This window comes from Halobacteriovorax sp. (assembly GCF_041587335.1).
GTDB lineage: Bacteria > Bdellovibrionota > Bacteriovoracia > Bacteriovoracales > Bacteriovoracaceae > Halobacteriovorax.
Map to the genome: position 1 here is coordinate 1 of NZ_JBFGYP010000067.1, position 15,734 is coordinate 15,734.

General features: G+C 34.8%; 15 protein-coding genes. 12 read left to right on the plus strand and 3 right to left on the minus strand.

Annotation, left to right across the window (positions count from 1 at the left end):
- Together ABX784_RS10410 and ABX784_RS10415 are read left to right on the plus strand one after the other, a co-directional pair.
- Positions 1–457: hypothetical protein (locus ABX784_RS10410; RefSeq protein ID WP_372654972.1), on the plus strand; the 457-nt coding region annotated here is incomplete at its 5' end.
- Positions 447–872 carry a hypothetical protein gene (locus ABX784_RS10415; RefSeq protein WP_372654973.1) on the plus strand — a complete coding sequence of 142 codons (426 nt, stop codon included), beginning with the start codon at positions 447–449 and terminating at the stop codon, positions 870–872. The genes ABX784_RS10410 and ABX784_RS10415, both read left to right, overlap by 11 nt.
- On the opposite strand, the gene ABX784_RS10420 is transcribed toward ABX784_RS10415, so the two are convergent.
- Positions 865–1,752 (minus strand): hypothetical protein, encoded by an 888-nt coding sequence (locus tag ABX784_RS10420; protein ID WP_372654974.1) that lies wholly within the window; start codon positions 1,750–1,752, stop codon positions 865–867. The two genes, ABX784_RS10415 and ABX784_RS10420, sit on opposite strands and share 8 nt — an antisense overlap.
- Positions 1,753–1,950: 198 nt before the next feature.
- On the opposite strand from ABX784_RS10420, the gene ABX784_RS10425 reads away from it, so the two are divergent.
- The gene (locus ABX784_RS10425) at positions 1,951–3,402 is read left to right on the plus strand and encodes a sensor histidine kinase (RefSeq protein WP_372654975.1); all 1,452 of its coding nucleotides are present in this window, start codon (positions 1,951–1,953) and stop codon (positions 3,400–3,402) included.
- Here the strand turns inward: ABX784_RS10425 and ABX784_RS10430 are convergent.
- Together ABX784_RS10430 and ABX784_RS10435 are read right to left on the minus strand one after the other, a co-directional pair.
- Positions 3,399–5,030, minus strand: coding sequence for a ChaN family lipoprotein (locus ABX784_RS10430; protein ID WP_372654976.1), 1,632 nt, complete (start codon positions 5,028–5,030; stop codon positions 3,399–3,401). The two genes, ABX784_RS10425 and ABX784_RS10430, sit on opposite strands and share 4 nt — an antisense overlap.
- Before the next feature lie 54 nt (positions 5,031–5,084).
- On the minus strand, positions 5,085–7,913 hold the full coding sequence (locus tag ABX784_RS10435) for a hypothetical protein (protein ID WP_372654977.1): 2,829 nt from the start codon (positions 7,911–7,913) through the stop codon (positions 5,085–5,087).
- Positions 7,914–8,179: 266 nt separating this feature from the next.
- Between ABX784_RS10435 and ABX784_RS10440 the strand changes: the two genes are divergently transcribed.
- From ABX784_RS10440 to ABX784_RS10480, 9 genes are all read left to right on the plus strand, one after another.
- A complete protein-coding gene (locus tag ABX784_RS10440; RefSeq protein ID WP_372654978.1) occupies positions 8,180–8,761 on the plus strand; it encodes a hypothetical protein in 582 nt (193 codons plus the stop codon).
- 20 nt (positions 8,762–8,781) lie between these two features.
- Positions 8,782–9,363 (plus strand): RsmD family RNA methyltransferase, encoded by a 582-nt coding sequence (locus tag ABX784_RS10445; protein ID WP_372654979.1) that lies wholly within the window; start codon positions 8,782–8,784, stop codon positions 9,361–9,363.
- A gap of 58 nt (positions 9,364–9,421) precedes the next feature.
- Positions 9,422–9,901 carry a pantetheine-phosphate adenylyltransferase gene (coaD, locus tag ABX784_RS10450; protein ID WP_372654980.1) on the plus strand — a complete coding sequence of 160 codons (480 nt, stop codon included), beginning with the start codon at positions 9,422–9,424 and terminating at the stop codon, positions 9,899–9,901.
- On the plus strand, positions 9,902–11,119 hold the full coding sequence (locus ABX784_RS10455) for an aminotransferase class I/II-fold pyridoxal phosphate-dependent enzyme (RefSeq protein WP_372654981.1): 1,218 nt from the start codon (positions 9,902–9,904) through the stop codon (positions 11,117–11,119).
- Between the two features lie 88 nt (positions 11,120–11,207).
- Positions 11,208–12,185 (plus strand): hypothetical protein, encoded by a 978-nt coding sequence (locus tag ABX784_RS10460; RefSeq protein WP_372654982.1) that lies wholly within the window; start codon positions 11,208–11,210, stop codon positions 12,183–12,185.
- Between the two features lie 4 nt (positions 12,186–12,189).
- On the plus strand, positions 12,190–13,293 hold the full coding sequence (locus ABX784_RS10465) for a hypothetical protein (RefSeq protein WP_372654983.1): 1,104 nt from the start codon (positions 12,190–12,192) through the stop codon (positions 13,291–13,293).
- Between the two features lie 156 nt (positions 13,294–13,449).
- A complete protein-coding gene (locus ABX784_RS10470) occupies positions 13,450–14,760 on the plus strand; it encodes a PhoH family protein (protein WP_372654984.1) in 1,311 nt (436 codons plus the stop codon).
- Between the two features lie 3 nt (positions 14,761–14,763).
- The gene (locus ABX784_RS10475) at positions 14,764–15,333 is read left to right on the plus strand and encodes a hypothetical protein (protein WP_372654985.1); all 570 of its coding nucleotides are present in this window, start codon (positions 14,764–14,766) and stop codon (positions 15,331–15,333) included.
- Between the two features lie 159 nt (positions 15,334–15,492).
- Positions 15,493–15,734, plus strand: a 242-nt coding sequence (locus ABX784_RS10480) for a porin (RefSeq protein WP_372654986.1), incomplete at its 3' end; no start/stop codon positions are given.

The window sequence follows — 15,734 nt, forward strand, 5'->3', positions numbered from 1 at the left end:
ACAATTCTTTAAACAAAAATCAACTGAACTCTATCCATTTGCATACAGTTTATTGCCTGACGATCTTCAAGCAGGTCAGCTTGTTTTAGACGCGTTGGATTTAATATTAGTTGATAAAGATTTCTCCGATAAGTTTCCTGAGTATTATGAAAATAGAGACTTATTAGCAGCAGATCAATTCATTATTACAACAGCTCTCTATTCACATATATTTCGTTTGGCCAAAATAAGAGTAGGTCAATTAAGTGGAAGTTTCACAATTCCTCATGGTTTTGGACCATTTTACAGAACTCCAATTGAGAATAGGGCCACAGTTTTTCTGAGAGAGAAGTTATCTTTCTCCTGGGAAAGAGTAGGTGTAATAATTGGAAAAGATAGAATTTCAGCAATAGAAAGATATCATACAGGCGTAAACTCAGTTTATGAATTTCTAGGAAGACCAACAGATGTCAACTAATCACATGGATGTAACAAGCACAGAAGGGACGGGATGTCCTCATTCTCATAAAGCGTCACTTGTTTTAGAGAATGGTGAATTAGCAGGGGACTTTCTATCAAGGCATTTTGAGTCTTGTGAAGTCTGCAATAGTAAACTTTTAAAGTTAAAGAATGATCGTAAAGTATTTCTAAAACAAATCCCTTTTATATCAAGTCCTGTAGAAGTTAAGCAGATATTTGAAGCTGAGTCTGATGAGTTTGAAAATAAAATAAAAAGGCGAGTCATTAAGCTTAAGAGAAAAAAAGTCTATGAAGTAAATCGAAGTATATGGGCATTTATCTTAGATCTTAAAGAGGCATTTTTAAGTAAGCCTGTAGTTCTGAGTCTTTTCTCTGTATTAGGGGTTTGGAGCTATATTAAGTTTCTTAATTAATATAAAGAGAATAGTAGATCGTAAAGTTACCATCTTTTCCTAAGAGATCTTTTGGAGGATTTGGAATTGACCTCATTTTATCTAATGTTGTTTCAAATAAGTTATGAACGCTATCACTATTAGAAGACTTTAAAATTTTCACAGATATAATAAATCCATTCTTATCAAATTGAACTCTAGCATTGAGTCTATGTCTATCTGAGGTTAGATCATTTTTTAAATTAGGATTTGATGTAAGACTAGAGTAGTAAGTGTTTAAAAAAGAGTTCAAATACTTTTCATAAGTTCTTTTTTGAAAGCTATAAAATATCTTTTCAATACTATTTAATTCGTCCTCTCGTATACCTTCTGGTGGATCAAATTGTACATTAAAGCCTTTGTTGCTTAGAGCGTTTGCAAAGCTTGGGTTGGCCGCAAGATTTTTAAGGACATCTCCTTGAAGTTGTTGTTGTTGCTTTCTCATTCTTTGCTTAAGTGGAGGTTTTGCCGAAAAAGTGAAATTAGACTTTTCTTTCTTAAATTGAAGAGGTTGAGCTTTAGATGGAGATTTCACAGCTTTTGAATTTGAAGATTTACTGATTGAGCCAAGTTGACTTAAATTAACTGACTGTTTTCCATTTCCTGATTTCGCAGGAGGTGATGGAGGAGTTTTGGTTGGAGAAGAGAATTGATTTTTCTTTCCACCTTTTACACCAACAGTTCTGTACGATTTTACTTTGATGTACTGCTTTTCTTGAGAAAGTGGAATAGGGCTATCTAAATGAGTTGGAGTCATTTTAAATATTAAGGAAGTAAGGACTACCAGAACAATATTTAAAAGAACTGAAAGTGCGAGGGAAATCCCTGAACTTTCTAGTTGAATTTTTGACCAAGACTTCATAGGTATAATGTATACCAGATAACAAGCGTTTAGATAGGATTTATTGAAATATCGAGGCACTTTTCACCACCTCTTGACTCGACAACGGCTACTTGCAAAAATAGTAGTAGCGGCCGCAGAGCTGCTACAGGTTTTCAATAAGTTAAAGGATTTAATTTAGAAATTATCCTCAATTGTTTTTTCCAAGGACAGGAAAATATGAAGTATGAAGTTCAAAATTGGTTGAAAAGCAAGAAGGCCATCATTGGTTTAGGGGCGACTGCGCTTCTTATCATGACTGGTGTTTTTCAATATAAATTGAATACTAAAGTGTCAGATATCTCTTCTTTAAAGAGTAATCTTTCAACTTGCTTCTCAAGAGTAAATCAAAGTTATACTGCAAAGGTTATAGGGGATTCAAACTCGATGTATTTAGAGTCTGGATTTATGAAAATGACTGAAGAGTGCTTAGCTGAAACAAATAGCTTTTCTGAGAAAGTATTTGCTGCTAATGCAGTAAAGCTTGGTCAGGCACTGAATGCTTTTATATCAGATGTTCATTGGTTTCATGAAAGAATAGAGGAGAGTTCAAACTCTTTCTCAGATAAGGATGCAGAAGTAATCCTAAGCAATCTTTCTGATCGATTTGAAAAGTTAGAGATGAAATACGATAATGTTGATGGAGAGTTCATCAGTAAAGAGAAGAGTATTATTCTTTCTAAGAATAACTTGATGATCTTATTAGTGACTCTGTGTTTTATTGTTCCTCTTCTCCTTCTTTGGGATCTAGCACAAAGAAAGAATCTTGATCAAAGAAACTCTAATTCTGAGAAAGATGCTAAAGATAGAATTGATAGTGGAGAAGTGATAGTTCACTCAGAAGTTGCAAACATCATTAAAGATGCACTTGAGCAAAACCATTTAGTTTATTGCTCAAAACTATTTTCTCAATTCCATGCACTTAGTAGTCTAAACCCTGTTAAGGATTCTGTAGGTCAGATCCAGGCAATGATGACTGATAAGCACATTACTGAAGAAGAGATTGATAATATTTGGACAAAATCAGAAGAGATAGACTGTGTTGTTAGAAATGCTGAGGGTGGGTCATCTTCTGAGCTGGAAGATACTGTTTACATAGGCCCAGTAGCCGATGTTGATCAAATCTTAACAAAAGTAGTTAATCATTTGAGCAATAAGCTTTTAGCTGATGGTGTAATTATTGATTTAAACATTACTGACAACCTAAGAATACAAGGTGAGGCCGAGGCCGTAGAACAAGTCATTTATAATATTATTATGAATTCTGTAAAGAATTGCCAAGTAAGCGATTCAACAGGGCGAATTACAATAGAAGGTAAGAAAGTAGGTTCAAAAGTATTTGTTAATTTAACAGATAGTGGAAATGGGTTTGATAAAGAGTTTCTTTCGGCAGTTAACGGAATGACTGACTCTGAAGACCATGTACCTCTTTCATTACAAATATCAAAAGAGTTAATAGAGGACTCTTTAGGGTCTGTTTCATTTGATAACCTTTATAGAGAAGGTGAAGTGAATGGTTCGAAAGTTCAAATTGTTATGACAGCTGGTGAAGTCCCTGTAAAAAGAGTTGCGAGTATAAAGTCTGGAACGAAGCAAGAAATACTTGAAGCGATCAAAGAACAATCAATTTAAAAGAATCTCTTTCTAAAGGTCTTATATCTCCTCTTTGGAAGTAAGGCCTTACAAAGTTCAATATAGTTTTCCTGTGAAAATTCTTCAAAGCATAAAGTATTAGTAATAGTTTGATACTTCTTTGACCTCTTTTCAAAATGATTATCAAAAAGTAAGTCTCCAAGCATGTAACCAATTATCTTTGCCATCTTATATACTTTATCTAATGGCATTCCTTTCATTGTCTTATTTATATCAATTGCTCGTTGGTCATATTCAATGAGTTCAAGACACTTTTGATAGTAGGTAGTGTCAGAGCTTTGTTTCATTTTAGACTTCTCAAAAATATCAGCATATAGATCACATTTTCTAAATGGATTAATCACCTTCGAACAAAAGTAGGCATAACAGAATTGATACATTAAAAAAGTGAATCTCTCTTCTTGAGAGGAGCTTGAAAGAATTTCTATTGTTTGGTGTTTACTTAGACCTCTTTGAAGATGCCAAATATGAACACCTCCTAAGTAGGCGAGTCTGTTTATTGAATAGTTTGAGCAATAGTAATCATTAGTGTGAGGAACCTTAAAGCTCCTTCCTTTAACGACAAGTCCCTTAAAGTATTTCGAAACAGATTTAGATTTGATCGACTCTGCTTTCTTTAAGATAAAACTCATTTTTTGATGATCGTGTAGATTGAAATCTTCAATTCGCGACTTGTTTATTTTAATATTTAGCGCCTTAAGCATCTTCTCAGTCAGAAAGAGAAAGGTGTCATTTGCATTTTCTGTAAAGCTCTTAAGGCCTGACTCCATCATATATTCATGAATATCAAAGTCTGGGTCTTCAAGTAAGTTTTCATACCAATAGATCATACTTTCGTACTTCACCCATGGTGCTGAAGATTGAATTGAAAATTCATTCTCATCAAATTCTATTACTTGGGTCTTTTTTCTACCCATTTGTGTATCTTCTAATTTCCAATAAACCTTATCAAGGTTTTGATGAACAATAGATTGAATAAATTTTGATTTGGACCTATCTCTAACCTGTTTAGGAAGTTTACTAGGAGTAATATGATATTCTCCAAAGAGAACTAATAGCTTATCCTTAGGATTGTTTTCAATGTATTCTACGAGTATTTCAGCAGCTCTCTTATCTCTTTGAGAGAGTGAACCATGTGAGTTTAGAGCTATTATCTTATGACCATTACTTCTAGCAAGTTCAAAGAATACCTTATATTGGTTCCACGGAAATCTCCATGACTCGTAGTAATCAATATTTTCAAGAAACTCAATCTCTGTAATAAGGTTGTTTAAATAGTTATCTATATGGACTTGATACTCAATATGAACAAACTCAACACCTAAAGTGATAGACTTATTAGATTGAGCTATAGGTCTCATGATTCTTTCAAAATTACGTGAGCTTTGATCAAAGGAGTGAAAGTCTCCTAGATATATAACCTTGGCCCGTTTAAGAGATTTTACAAGGTTTTGAAAACTAGAGATAAGAAAGTCTCTATTTGCGTACCTATTCTGGCTTCGCTGGTATGAAATAAGCTCATCTGACAAGTTCCCCTCAAGTGCATGGGCCTTATTTTTCATATAACTGTAAATGTTCTTTCTAATTTTTGTTATATCAGTTTTCATTCCACACCCAGGGGTTAACTATATTATAGTCGAAAATGAAATCTTTGGAAGTAATTAAGAGTTGATATTTGTAGTAAGGATAGAAAGAATTCTCTTAGAACATCTACTTTCTAGATCTTCAAGTGTATCTTTCAAGCTTGTATGATTACTTAGGATAAGATCTATATTAGCTGCTGAAGGCACTTTAAGGTTTTGTAGTATTGAAGAGATTTCCATACCTATAGCTGAAGATAGAATGAATTTAATAAACTGAGCAAGATTACTAGAAGTATAAAGTTGGATAATAGTATTCTCACCAGAAATTAACTCAACATAGTGGTTTTGACCTTCGGTTCCAATCTCAACCTGTGTAAGAGGGTGGTGGATATGTGCAGGGTCTTTTAATGGCATTCTGACAAAAATATCAGCACTCTTAGGGTAGATACTCTGGGAAGATGTTCCAATTAGCTGCTCTATAATAACTGGGTTCTTGAAGATTTCAGTTGGGGTATGGTCTAATTTTTCAAGAGCACTGTTAAGTGATAGCTTGAAGTGAGAGATCATACCGAGTGTATGCCAAGGGTATTTCTGTTGAGTAGAATTTAAGAAATTCACAGACTGATTAAACTCATCACTTAATTCTGTAGGGTGAGAGTTTAAAATTTCACTAGAGTCAAAGTTGAAAACTTTAAATGACTCTATTATGTGAGTAGGAATTTGGTTATTTTCTAAGAAAAACTTTGGAACTAATAGTGATCTAAGTTTTGCTTTAACTTTAGTGTCACCGCCATTTAAGAATAGCTGAATAATTTGTCTTCCAAGTTGAGTATTAAAGTACTCTCTAAAAACGTTTAAATTAATATCATTTCTCTTTGGAATTAATCCAAAGTACTGGAAGTAGGCCATTCCATATTCTTCAAGCTTAGCTTGATATACATCAGCACTAGTAAGCTCTAGAGTAATATTCTTTGGGTTTGTGTGATCTACAATTAGAAGTAAAGGGAACCTTTCTTCGTGTCTTATCGATATCCCGAGTAAGTCAGAAGTTAGGCTGTTCTTTCTAGATTGGTTTTGCTCTGAAGAGAAACTTTCAATCTGAAAAAAAGAATCAAATGGTACACACGACTTCGTTAGGTTTTTGAAGAAGCTAGGGTGTGTAATATTTGATGAATCTTTACTTGTTGAACTTAGAAGTAACCCATCAAGAATTGCGTCTTGATGAAAATCAAATGATAGGTTAGTACAAGGCTCAGCTTGATAAACAGGAGTTGAGGCACATGATTTCGTATCCATAAAAGTCTGGAACTCATCAACGAATGTTTCAAACTTGTTAAAGATCTCTAAGTTCCCACTCCATCTAAAGCTTAAGCATGCCTCTTTCTCTGAACTTGCAATTGGAGTTAAGAAAGCTGGTTTAGAGTACTGCTTTCTCTTTCTAAATACATATAGAAAGCTTGCTATTTCTCCACGTCCACTCAATTGATCAAGGTTGAATAAGGCTTCAATCTTAGCTTCTTTTAAGAAGTGCTCAATCTTATCACTATGCGAAGGAACGAAGAACTTTTGGTTCGTAAATACAAAGAGGTAACCATCTTTATTAAGTGCTTTAAGCTCATTTGTAACCTGTCCCATAAGGTAATGGTGAGGGTTTTTCTTTGGTAGTTTTGTAAGATTTAAGACAACGCGATCATAAGTTGATTGAGAGGTCTTAATGTCAGTGCTGCTGAAAATAGACATTTGTCCAGCATCATTGGATGTTGATTTATTATACTTATCATTCATAACCTTACAGATTAATCCAAGTAGGTCATGACCTTGATAAGTTGCTAAATCAACCAAGAAAGTTAAAAACTGAATCTCTTGGCATATCTGTGTATATTTACCTTGAAAGAATTCATCACCCTTAAACTCAGGGCAGATGACTTCATCCCAGTTTTGTAGAACGTTGTTCTCTTGGGCCATCCAGTGAGAAAGGCTTAACGAAGAAAGGTTATTTCCTGCAAATCTAGTCGTAAGAGCACTAAGTCTCTCACTCGATTTTCCATTCATTAGTCCATGAAATGGGTAAGCTTTTTCACTTTTTGAACTCTCAATCCACTTTGGAAATTTAATAAGTAGCTTATTAACAAGTAAACCAAAAGACTTGTGAGAATATGAGTGTGAGTACTCTAGAGAACTTAAGTCGTAAGTTGCTAACTTTATCATCTCAGTAGTAGAGATTAGAGTTAGGCACGATTTTATTTCGCGAATACTTTCTGAAATATAGTGAGATGGTCTATACCAACTGAATTGGTGAATTTTAAAAGATTCACACTTAAGCTCTGAACTAGAGCCAGTCTTGAAAATTCTACTCAGTATTGAGTTTGGATTATGAAGGTCTACCTTATCAAACCCAATATCCATTTTCTTTGCAAGAGTTAGAAGAAATCTTGCTTTATATAAGTAAACAGTAACAGATCTAAAGCAGTATAGGTCGATGAAGTCGTTAGTTACATCATCGTACTCTTTTGCCTTAGTGATATAATTTGTGAACTTTATAGGGCTATCAATAGGGTGCCCTTGAATCTTCTTAGCTTCTAAGAAAATTGTAAATTCATTGTAGATAATTTTATGTTGAGTAATATTACGATTAATTATCTCTTTAAATTGAGATTTTGCATCAGATATTAGGTGCTTATGAGCCTTTTTTACAACAAAGCCTGGCTTAGAGAATAAGCCCTCTCCGCTCCAACCAGGAACTAGAAAGTCTTGAGGCTTGAAAGGACAGCTCTCTGCCAGAGGATCCATTGGAATCTCAAGGTCAAGATTGCCTTGCAGAGTACCCTCTAGGTCCTCTGGAAGTAATCCATTTTTTGATGGAGAAGAATTGAGCCAAGACTGTGCCTTGAAGTACTTATTACTCAATTTTTTTCACCGTAAATATGTCCAATAGCGTAGTGCATTTTTTAGTAGTTCTCAGTTATTAATTGTGGGTAGGGCTTTTTACTACATCGTGTGCCAAAAGTCATTCACAATAAGCGTTTATCTTTTGTGAGTAATAGTGGATTACTTAAGTAAGGTATTGTAATTATAGACTTTTTTGAAAATGTTAAAGTTTCTTACATCTGAGTACGATAAGTCTATTGAAATTATTGTTTCGCGAGAAATTGCTAAATATTTAGGAGAATAGCATGGAAGATACAAAACTTGAGGAAGCTATTGAAGAGACTGCAGAACAGAGCTTTAATGACTCAGAGCTGCAAGACATTATGAGTGAAATCGAGAGTCTTGAAAAAGAGTTTGTTGAAGAAGGTGAGCGCTCTCCTGAAGAATTGGCGATCGTAAGTGCAGATAAGACTGATCTACAAAGTGAAATTGATAAAGAAGTTGAGTCAATGTCTAATGAAATGTCATCAGAAGATGATTCTTTTGCAGATGAAGTGATCAATGAAGTTGAAGACGAAGTTGAGCCAATGGCCGAAGTAGATAACGTTGTAACATTACCAACAAGTGAAAAGAAATCAGTGAGTAGCCATGGCGCTGCAATGGACTTTTCTGCAGCTGGAACAATGGACTTTAGTCTCAATTTTAATATTGGAACGGAGGCAGCAACTTTAAAAGTTGATGGTGATAAAGGTCTATGCGTTGAGATGGGTGGTGTTCTGATTGAAATTACTCAAGAGAGTGGATGCACAGTGACAATGGAGGGAGGAGTGAATTTCAATATTCCTTTGACCACTTCAGCAAATGTCGCTAAAAAGAAAGCTTCATAATTCAATAACGGTTTTAAAAAATGTCTATAAAAATATTAGGGGGTTTGGCCAAAGGTCAGACCCTTTTAGTTCCTAAGGGTGATTTAATTCGTCCAACCTCAGTGATGCTTCGAAGGAAAATTTTTGATGCTAGACAAGATATGTCTGGATATAAATTTTATGATCTTTGTGCCGGAACTGGAGCAATGGGTCTTGAGGCCTTATCTAGAGGAGCTGACTCAGTTACCTTGGTTGAGCCAAATTCAAAAGTCTATTCTCTTACAAAAAAGAACTCTGAAAATATAAGTAAGTCTTCTGATAGAGTTGGTCAAATTGAACTAGTTAAGTCCAATGCTGAGAAATGGCTTGAGCGATTCCTCAGCACATATGAAACACTTGATGATGAAACAAAAGAGTCAATTGTTCTTTTTCTTGATCCTCCATACTTACTACACGATGTTTATAACAAATGTTTAGATCTAATCTCTAAAGTTAATTTTGTTGGAGAGCTTTGGATAGAGTCAGATGAGCAGAAAGGGATAAAAAAGAAAGTTCTCGATGAACTTTTTCCTAATAGTAAAAGTTACTCTCAGGGAACTAGCTTTATTCTCATCGTTCGCTAGGCAATTTTGCAAACCTAAGTTAAAATACCTATGTAAGATTTAATTCAACGGAGCTCTTATGACAAAGAAAGCAGTTTATGCTGGAACATTTGATCCTTTTACAAATGGGCATGATGACATTTTAAAAAGAGCATTAAACTTATTTGATGAGGTCACAGTTCTAATCGCTGTTTCACCAAGTAAGGTACCTTTATTCTCAGCAGAGGATCGAGTTAAAATGCTAGAAGAGCACTTTAGTGAAGACCCTAAAGTTAAGGTTGATTCTTGGGGTGGACTACTTGTTGATTACGCAAAGAAAAACAAAATCGATACAATTATTCGAGGATTAAGACCAACGGGTGACTTTGAAGTTGAATTTCAAATGGCATCTATGAACAATAAGCTTTATCCCGAAATTGAAACCATTTTTCTTATGACCGAAGGTCAGAATTACTATATATCATCTTCATTAGTAAAAGAGGTGTATAGACATGATGGTGACGTTAGTGAGTTTGTTCCACAAGTTATAAATAATTGGCTATCAAAGCCTGAGGTATAAATGAAAATTAGTAAAAGAGTTAGTGGTATTTCTGAAAGTATAACTTTAAAGCTTAATTCACTCGCTGTTAGTATGGAGAGTGAAGGAAAGAAGGTTTGGAATTTAACTGCGGGACAACTTCCATTTAGACCTGCTGTGGAGTTCACGGAAAGCTTAAGAAATGAACTCGTTTTTTTAAATAGCTTTCAATATTCTCCAGTACCAGGTTTGAAAGACTTAAGAGAAAAAGTATTAACTTACTTTAATGAATCTCGAAAAGTTGATGTAGATAAAACTCACGATGTCATAGTATCTAATGGTGGAAAGCATTCACTTTCAAATATTTTTGCTACAATTTTAGATCCTGAAGATGAAGTCGTAGTTCTCGCTCCATTTTGGCTATCATACCCTGAGATAATCACTCTCTATGAAGGTAAGCCGGTTATTGTTGGTGCTAGTATTTACGATGATTTTCAACCAAATATTGATGATATTAGATCTGCTATTAATAAGAATACAAAAGCAATAATAATTAATAGCCCTAATAACCCTTCAGGTGTTCACTATAGTGAAGAGTGGATGAAGTCATTTGCAAAGTTAATGCTTGAGTTTCCCGATCTAATCATTGTTAGTGATGAAATATATTTTGAACTGAGTTACTTTGATCCAAAGCCAACTTACTTCTACCAATACGATGAATCTCTTCTAGAGAGAACAATTATTGTAGATGGTGTATCTAAGAATATGGCCTTAACGGGACTTAGAGTAGGGTTTTGTATTGGTCCAAAAAGTGTTGTTTCGGCAATGTCGAGGCTTCAAGGACAAACCGCCTCTGGTGCTAATAGTCTGACTCAAAAAGCACTGGTTGGTTACAACTTCAATCTAATTCCAACTTATTTAGAGCCTATAAAGTCTCATTTAAGAGAGAATGCTAGAATCGTTCAAGATAAGCTCAGAGAGAATCAACTTTCTCAGTGCTGGTATCAGACAAAGTCTGCGTTCTATTTTTTAATTGATTTTTCTAATACTCCAATTATTGATCAGTTTAGAAAAGATTCAGAAGATACTACTGATTACTCTTCTCAGATTTGTGAGAAGCTACTAACTGAGACAGGTGTTGCAATTGTTCCTGGTGAGGCCTTTGGTGCACCTAATACTGCAAGGTTATCACTCGTTAGTACTAAAGAAGTGTTCTCTGAGGCCTTTGATAAAATTATCAACTTTGTAAAACTCAACTAAAATTAGAGTTTTTTTCTCTCTTCCGCCTATTGTCTACTTTAGGAGATAATAGGTTAGGATTGGACTCACTTGTCCGAGAGGAATACTCATGTATAAATTATTTTCATTAATTACTTTGTTACTTCTTTTATTTTCATGTGGAAAAAAAGAAGAGAAAGTGGACAATGCAATTCTTCGCGCAAACCTAGCTCTTACAAACGGGGACTGCGCTAGTGCAATATCTATATTAGAGTTAGAAGGCGATCAACCAGATAATGTATCTTATATAAAAGTTCTCGCTTCAGCATATGCTTGTAAAGCAGGCTATAAAACAACAACTCTTTTTAGTACTGATATCCCAAAAGTTTCTGATCCAGATGAGCTACTTAGTAATTTAAGTACATTTTCAACGAGTACAATGGACTCTCTCGAAAGCACTTCTTATGTCTTCTTACAAAGAGCTCTAGATAAACTTCTATATGCTGGGGGAATTAGTTCCACCACAAATCCAACTTCTGATGATCGTAGTGCTTATTTTGGAACTCAGGGAATGGATATAAATACGTTTGCTTTCTACCTATCACTTGCTCAATTAGGGAACTTCTCTTTTTACTTTGGAAATGCTACGGCAGTAACTGGAGTTAAAGGAGGAGGTGGAGTTACTAGTACTAACCTCTGTTACTTAGATTATAATGCAACAGTTAATTCTTTCATTTCTAATTTAAATGGGTCAGGAGTGAGCACTGGATCTTGTGACAATACTCAAAATGAGGGACATCCGGATCTTGTGGATGCTGTTGATACCGTAAATATTGAAAATGCATGTAGAGGAATTACTCTCTTTAATAATTTTGTCGATACTCTCGACGCCTTTATTGGAACTTTTACTGGTGACGATTTCTCAGACTTTGCAAATATCTCTACTGCTGTCGATGCTCTTGAGCTAGTTATTTTAACTGATAAACCAACATTTGATACTCGTATATTTGATACAACATCTGAAGATCGATGCGTGAATTTATTCACGGGGAATGACGAGGATATTATGTATTTTTATGCAGCAGTATTTGAAACTCTTCATAGGTAAGAAATTGAAAAAAATAATTTTTCTCCTTATTTTTGTATCCTTTTTCCCCGTTTTTGGACAAGAGGTTATTCATCTAGGACGTAGCTCTAAAGCACTACTGCTTGGTGATGCCTACACTGCTAGAGCTGATGATGAGTACACATTATTCTATAATCCTGCAGCGCTTGCTAGAAACTCAGGACTAGAGGTTTCTCCTCTAAACCCACAAATAGGTGTAACAAATGCTCTCGATGAGATGGATAGGTTTAATGATTTTCCAAGTAGTGACGCCGCTGCGATTGCAGATCGTTTAATTGGATTTCCTGTGTATATTCAGGCTGGAATATTTCCAGGTTTGAAAATGGCATCATTTGGATTTAACTTATTTGCTCAAACTAGAACGAGTTTATTATTACAAAATTTAACACATCCACAACTAGATATAGACTATAGAGTTGATAGAGGATTTGTCGCAGGCTTTGCATTTAATTTAGGTGGAAGTAGTAAGTCTGGTATGCGAACTTCTCTTGGAATCTCTCTTAAGCATTCTCAAAGAGAGGGAGTGAGTGGAACGTTTGATCTCTTTGGTACTGAGTTACTTAATAAAATTCAAAGTGGTGTAGAAAGTGTCGACGATCTTAGAAATGCTCTTGGGTGGTCTGAAGGTAAGGCATGGGGTGTGGACATAGGTTTTGAGCAAGCGTGGAAGTCTACTTTTAGTGAATTTACATGGGGAGCGAGTGTTCTTGATATTGGAGATACTCGCTTTAGAAAAACTTCTGGAAATGCTGATATCCCTAAGCAAGAGATGTTTGTAAACGCTGGAGTCAATTTTAAACAGAACTTCGGAATTGTGGCCTATTCACTTTCTGCAGATATTCACCCTATAAATTCATATCTCCCATTTTCAAGAAAGTTACACCTTGGTCTTGAGTTAGATCTTCCATTTGTATCTTTACTTGGTGGTATCTCTGAAGGGTATGTGAGTTATGGCGTTGAGGTCAGATTTTGGCCAATTAAACTTATTGCAGGGTTCTATAGCAATGAGTTAGGTGTCGAATATAAGGAATCTGAGGGAAAAAGAGCAGTTTTTCAGTTAAATCTTCTTGATATTGATATTGATATTTAATTTATTTTGCATCTTCCTTTCCTTTTATCTACAATTAAAGAGAATGAAAATAATCAAGGATGATACTATTTCATTTTCTAATCAAAAAAATCCATTTTTACATACACAATCTTATATACCTAAGAGGGCTTCTAGCACTCTTTGTGGAGGTTTCATTTGAAGAAGACTTTTGTTCTAGATACCAATGTTATTCTATTTGACCCAACTGCGATTTTTCAATTTGGTGATAATAATGTCTTTATTCCACTTGTAGTGGTTGAAGAAGTAGACAGATTTAAGAAAGACCAAAATGAGAATGGTAGAAATGCTAGACACTTCTCTCGCCTGGTAGATGACCTTCGAAAACAAGGCTCACTAAGTAATGGGGTAGCTCTTGAGCACGGTGGTCAACTAATCATTACTATCGATAAGATAGTAAAAGGTAAGTATAACGATTCAATTGATTTAAAAGTTAATGATAATCTAATCCTTTCTTCTGCACTCGCTCTTAAAGAAGAAGGTGAAGATGTTATCCTTATAACTAAAGATATAAACCTGAGACTTAAGGCCGATATTTTTGAAGTTGAAGCTGAAGATTATGGTAAAAAGAATATTTCATTAGATGAAATTTATCATGGCTTTAGAACTTTAGAAGTTGAGGGCACAGAATTAGCTGACTTTGAAAAAAATCGTCACTTACCATTTGAAGATGCTGAAGAGTTAGATATTTATCCAAATGAGTACTTAATTCTTCAAGAAAAAGGCAATGATAGAAAAAGATCTCTTGGAAGATACTCTCTTGCTAAAAAAGGTATTGTTCCACTTATCCCAATGCGTGAAGGTATTTGGGGAATCTATCCAAAAAATATGGAGCAACAATTTGCTCTTGATGCTTTATTAAATGATGATGTAAAACTCGTCTCTCTTGTCGGTAAGGCGGGAACAGGTAAGACATTACTTGCCATTGCTGCTGGTCTTGAGATGACAATAAATCAAGAAAAGTATTCAAGACTTCTTGTTTCTAGACCTGTTCAGCCAATGGGGAAAGATTTAGGTTTCTTACCTGGTGATGTTAATGAAAAGCTAGCGCCATGGATGCAACCTATATTTGATAATATGGACTTTCTATTCAATCAGCATAAAGGTGGTAACTCTTCTTATGATGATTTAATTGAACATGGACTTTTACATGTTGAACCTCTTACTTACATTAGAGGACGTTCAATTCCAGGTCAGTATTTAATTGTTGATGAGGCACAAAACCTTTCACCACATGAAGTAAAAACAATTATTACTAGGGCCGGAGAAGGTACAAAGATTATCCTTACAGGTGACCCTCAACAGATTGATAGTCCTTACTTAGATGAAATAAATAATGGACTTTCATACTGTGTTGAGAGATTGAAAGTAGAAGATATTGTTGCTCATACAACTTTAAAAGTTGGTGAGAGATCTGCACTTTCTGAGGTTGCTAGTAAACTTCTTTAATCTATGGCAGATGTAAAATTTAAAAGAAAACATTTAAGATCACCTTTAAAGACAATCGCTCTATATCAGAGCGATTGTTATATTTTTAAGGCCAAATGTTTAAATATCTCCGAAGGAGGGGTTCTTCTTGAAAACCTCCCAAGTGTTCCTGAGATTAATGCCATCCCCCTCATGCTTTCTCTTCCACAATTTCCCGAGTTTCACTCTATCACGACAGCTAGACTAAAAGAGATCGAGGTAGATGAACTGTCAGCTGAAATTATAAGAGTAAAGGCCAGAATAGTACGGCAGTTTGAAGGGGTAAGTGAAGTTGATCAAATTTTTATTACAAGGATTGGATGTGAGTTTGTTCTTGTAAATGATCATGCAAAGTTACTAATCAAGAAGTATGTGTCTACATTCGCAAAAAACACAATATTCCTATTGAACTTATTTGAGTCCCATGGGAATGATGAATCAAGAATAAATGTTATTCGCCATGTCTCAAAACTTCTTGGCTATGATAATAGTTTAAAGCTAGCTGTTCTTCGACAGAAAGTATTGCACGACTATCAATCTCTTGAGTCTTTATAGTTAATCTCATCAACATTTAAATAACCTGTTTAGATTAATTTTGTATTAATTTTGTATTATATTCACTTTCTTGCTTTAAATTTCATTTTAGTATGATTAGACTTGATGAATTGAAAATTTATTAAAAACTTTTTTAAATTCTATAACAAGGAAGGACGAATGAAAAAAGTATTAGGTCTAGCAGCACTTGCTGTAATTTCAACAGCTGCTCACGCAGAAATGAAAATGCCAACAGTTTACGGTAAACTAACTAAGAACTACATGCACGTTGATCAAGAATCAAAGTTCAACAGAAAATCAACTCCAGGACTAGTTGATACTGATAACTCTGAATCAAGATTAGGAGCTAAAGGTTCTTACGAGATTAACTCTTCATTAACAGCAAAATATACTCTAGAGCT

What these genes read in the sequence shown, in the direction of transcription:
- ABX784_RS10415 (WP_372654973.1), top strand. Translation starts at nt 447, where the DNA reads ATGTCAACTAATCACATGGATGTAACAAGCACAGAAGGGACGGGATGT.
- ABX784_RS10420 (WP_372654974.1), bottom strand. Translation starts at nt 1,752, where the DNA reads ATGAAGTCTTGGTCAAAAATTCAACTAGAAAGTTCAGGGATTTCCCTC.
- ABX784_RS10425 (WP_372654975.1), top strand. Translation starts at nt 1,951, where the DNA reads ATGAAGTATGAAGTTCAAAATTGGTTGAAAAGCAAGAAGGCCATCATT.
- ABX784_RS10430 (WP_372654976.1), bottom strand. Translation starts at nt 5,030, where the DNA reads ATGAAAACTGATATAACAAAAATTAGAAAGAACATTTACAGTTATATG.
- ABX784_RS10440 (WP_372654978.1), top strand. Translation starts at nt 8,180, where the DNA reads ATGGAAGATACAAAACTTGAGGAAGCTATTGAAGAGACTGCAGAACAG.
- ABX784_RS10445 (WP_372654979.1), top strand. Translation starts at nt 8,782, where the DNA reads ATGTCTATAAAAATATTAGGGGGTTTGGCCAAAGGTCAGACCCTTTTA.
- coaD (WP_372654980.1), top strand. Translation starts at nt 9,422, where the DNA reads ATGACAAAGAAAGCAGTTTATGCTGGAACATTTGATCCTTTTACAAAT.
- ABX784_RS10455 (WP_372654981.1), top strand. Translation starts at nt 9,902, where the DNA reads ATGAAAATTAGTAAAAGAGTTAGTGGTATTTCTGAAAGTATAACTTTA.
- ABX784_RS10460 (WP_372654982.1), top strand. Translation starts at nt 11,208, where the DNA reads ATGTATAAATTATTTTCATTAATTACTTTGTTACTTCTTTTATTTTCA.
- ABX784_RS10475 (WP_372654985.1), top strand. Translation starts at nt 14,764, where the DNA reads ATGGCAGATGTAAAATTTAAAAGAAAACATTTAAGATCACCTTTAAAG.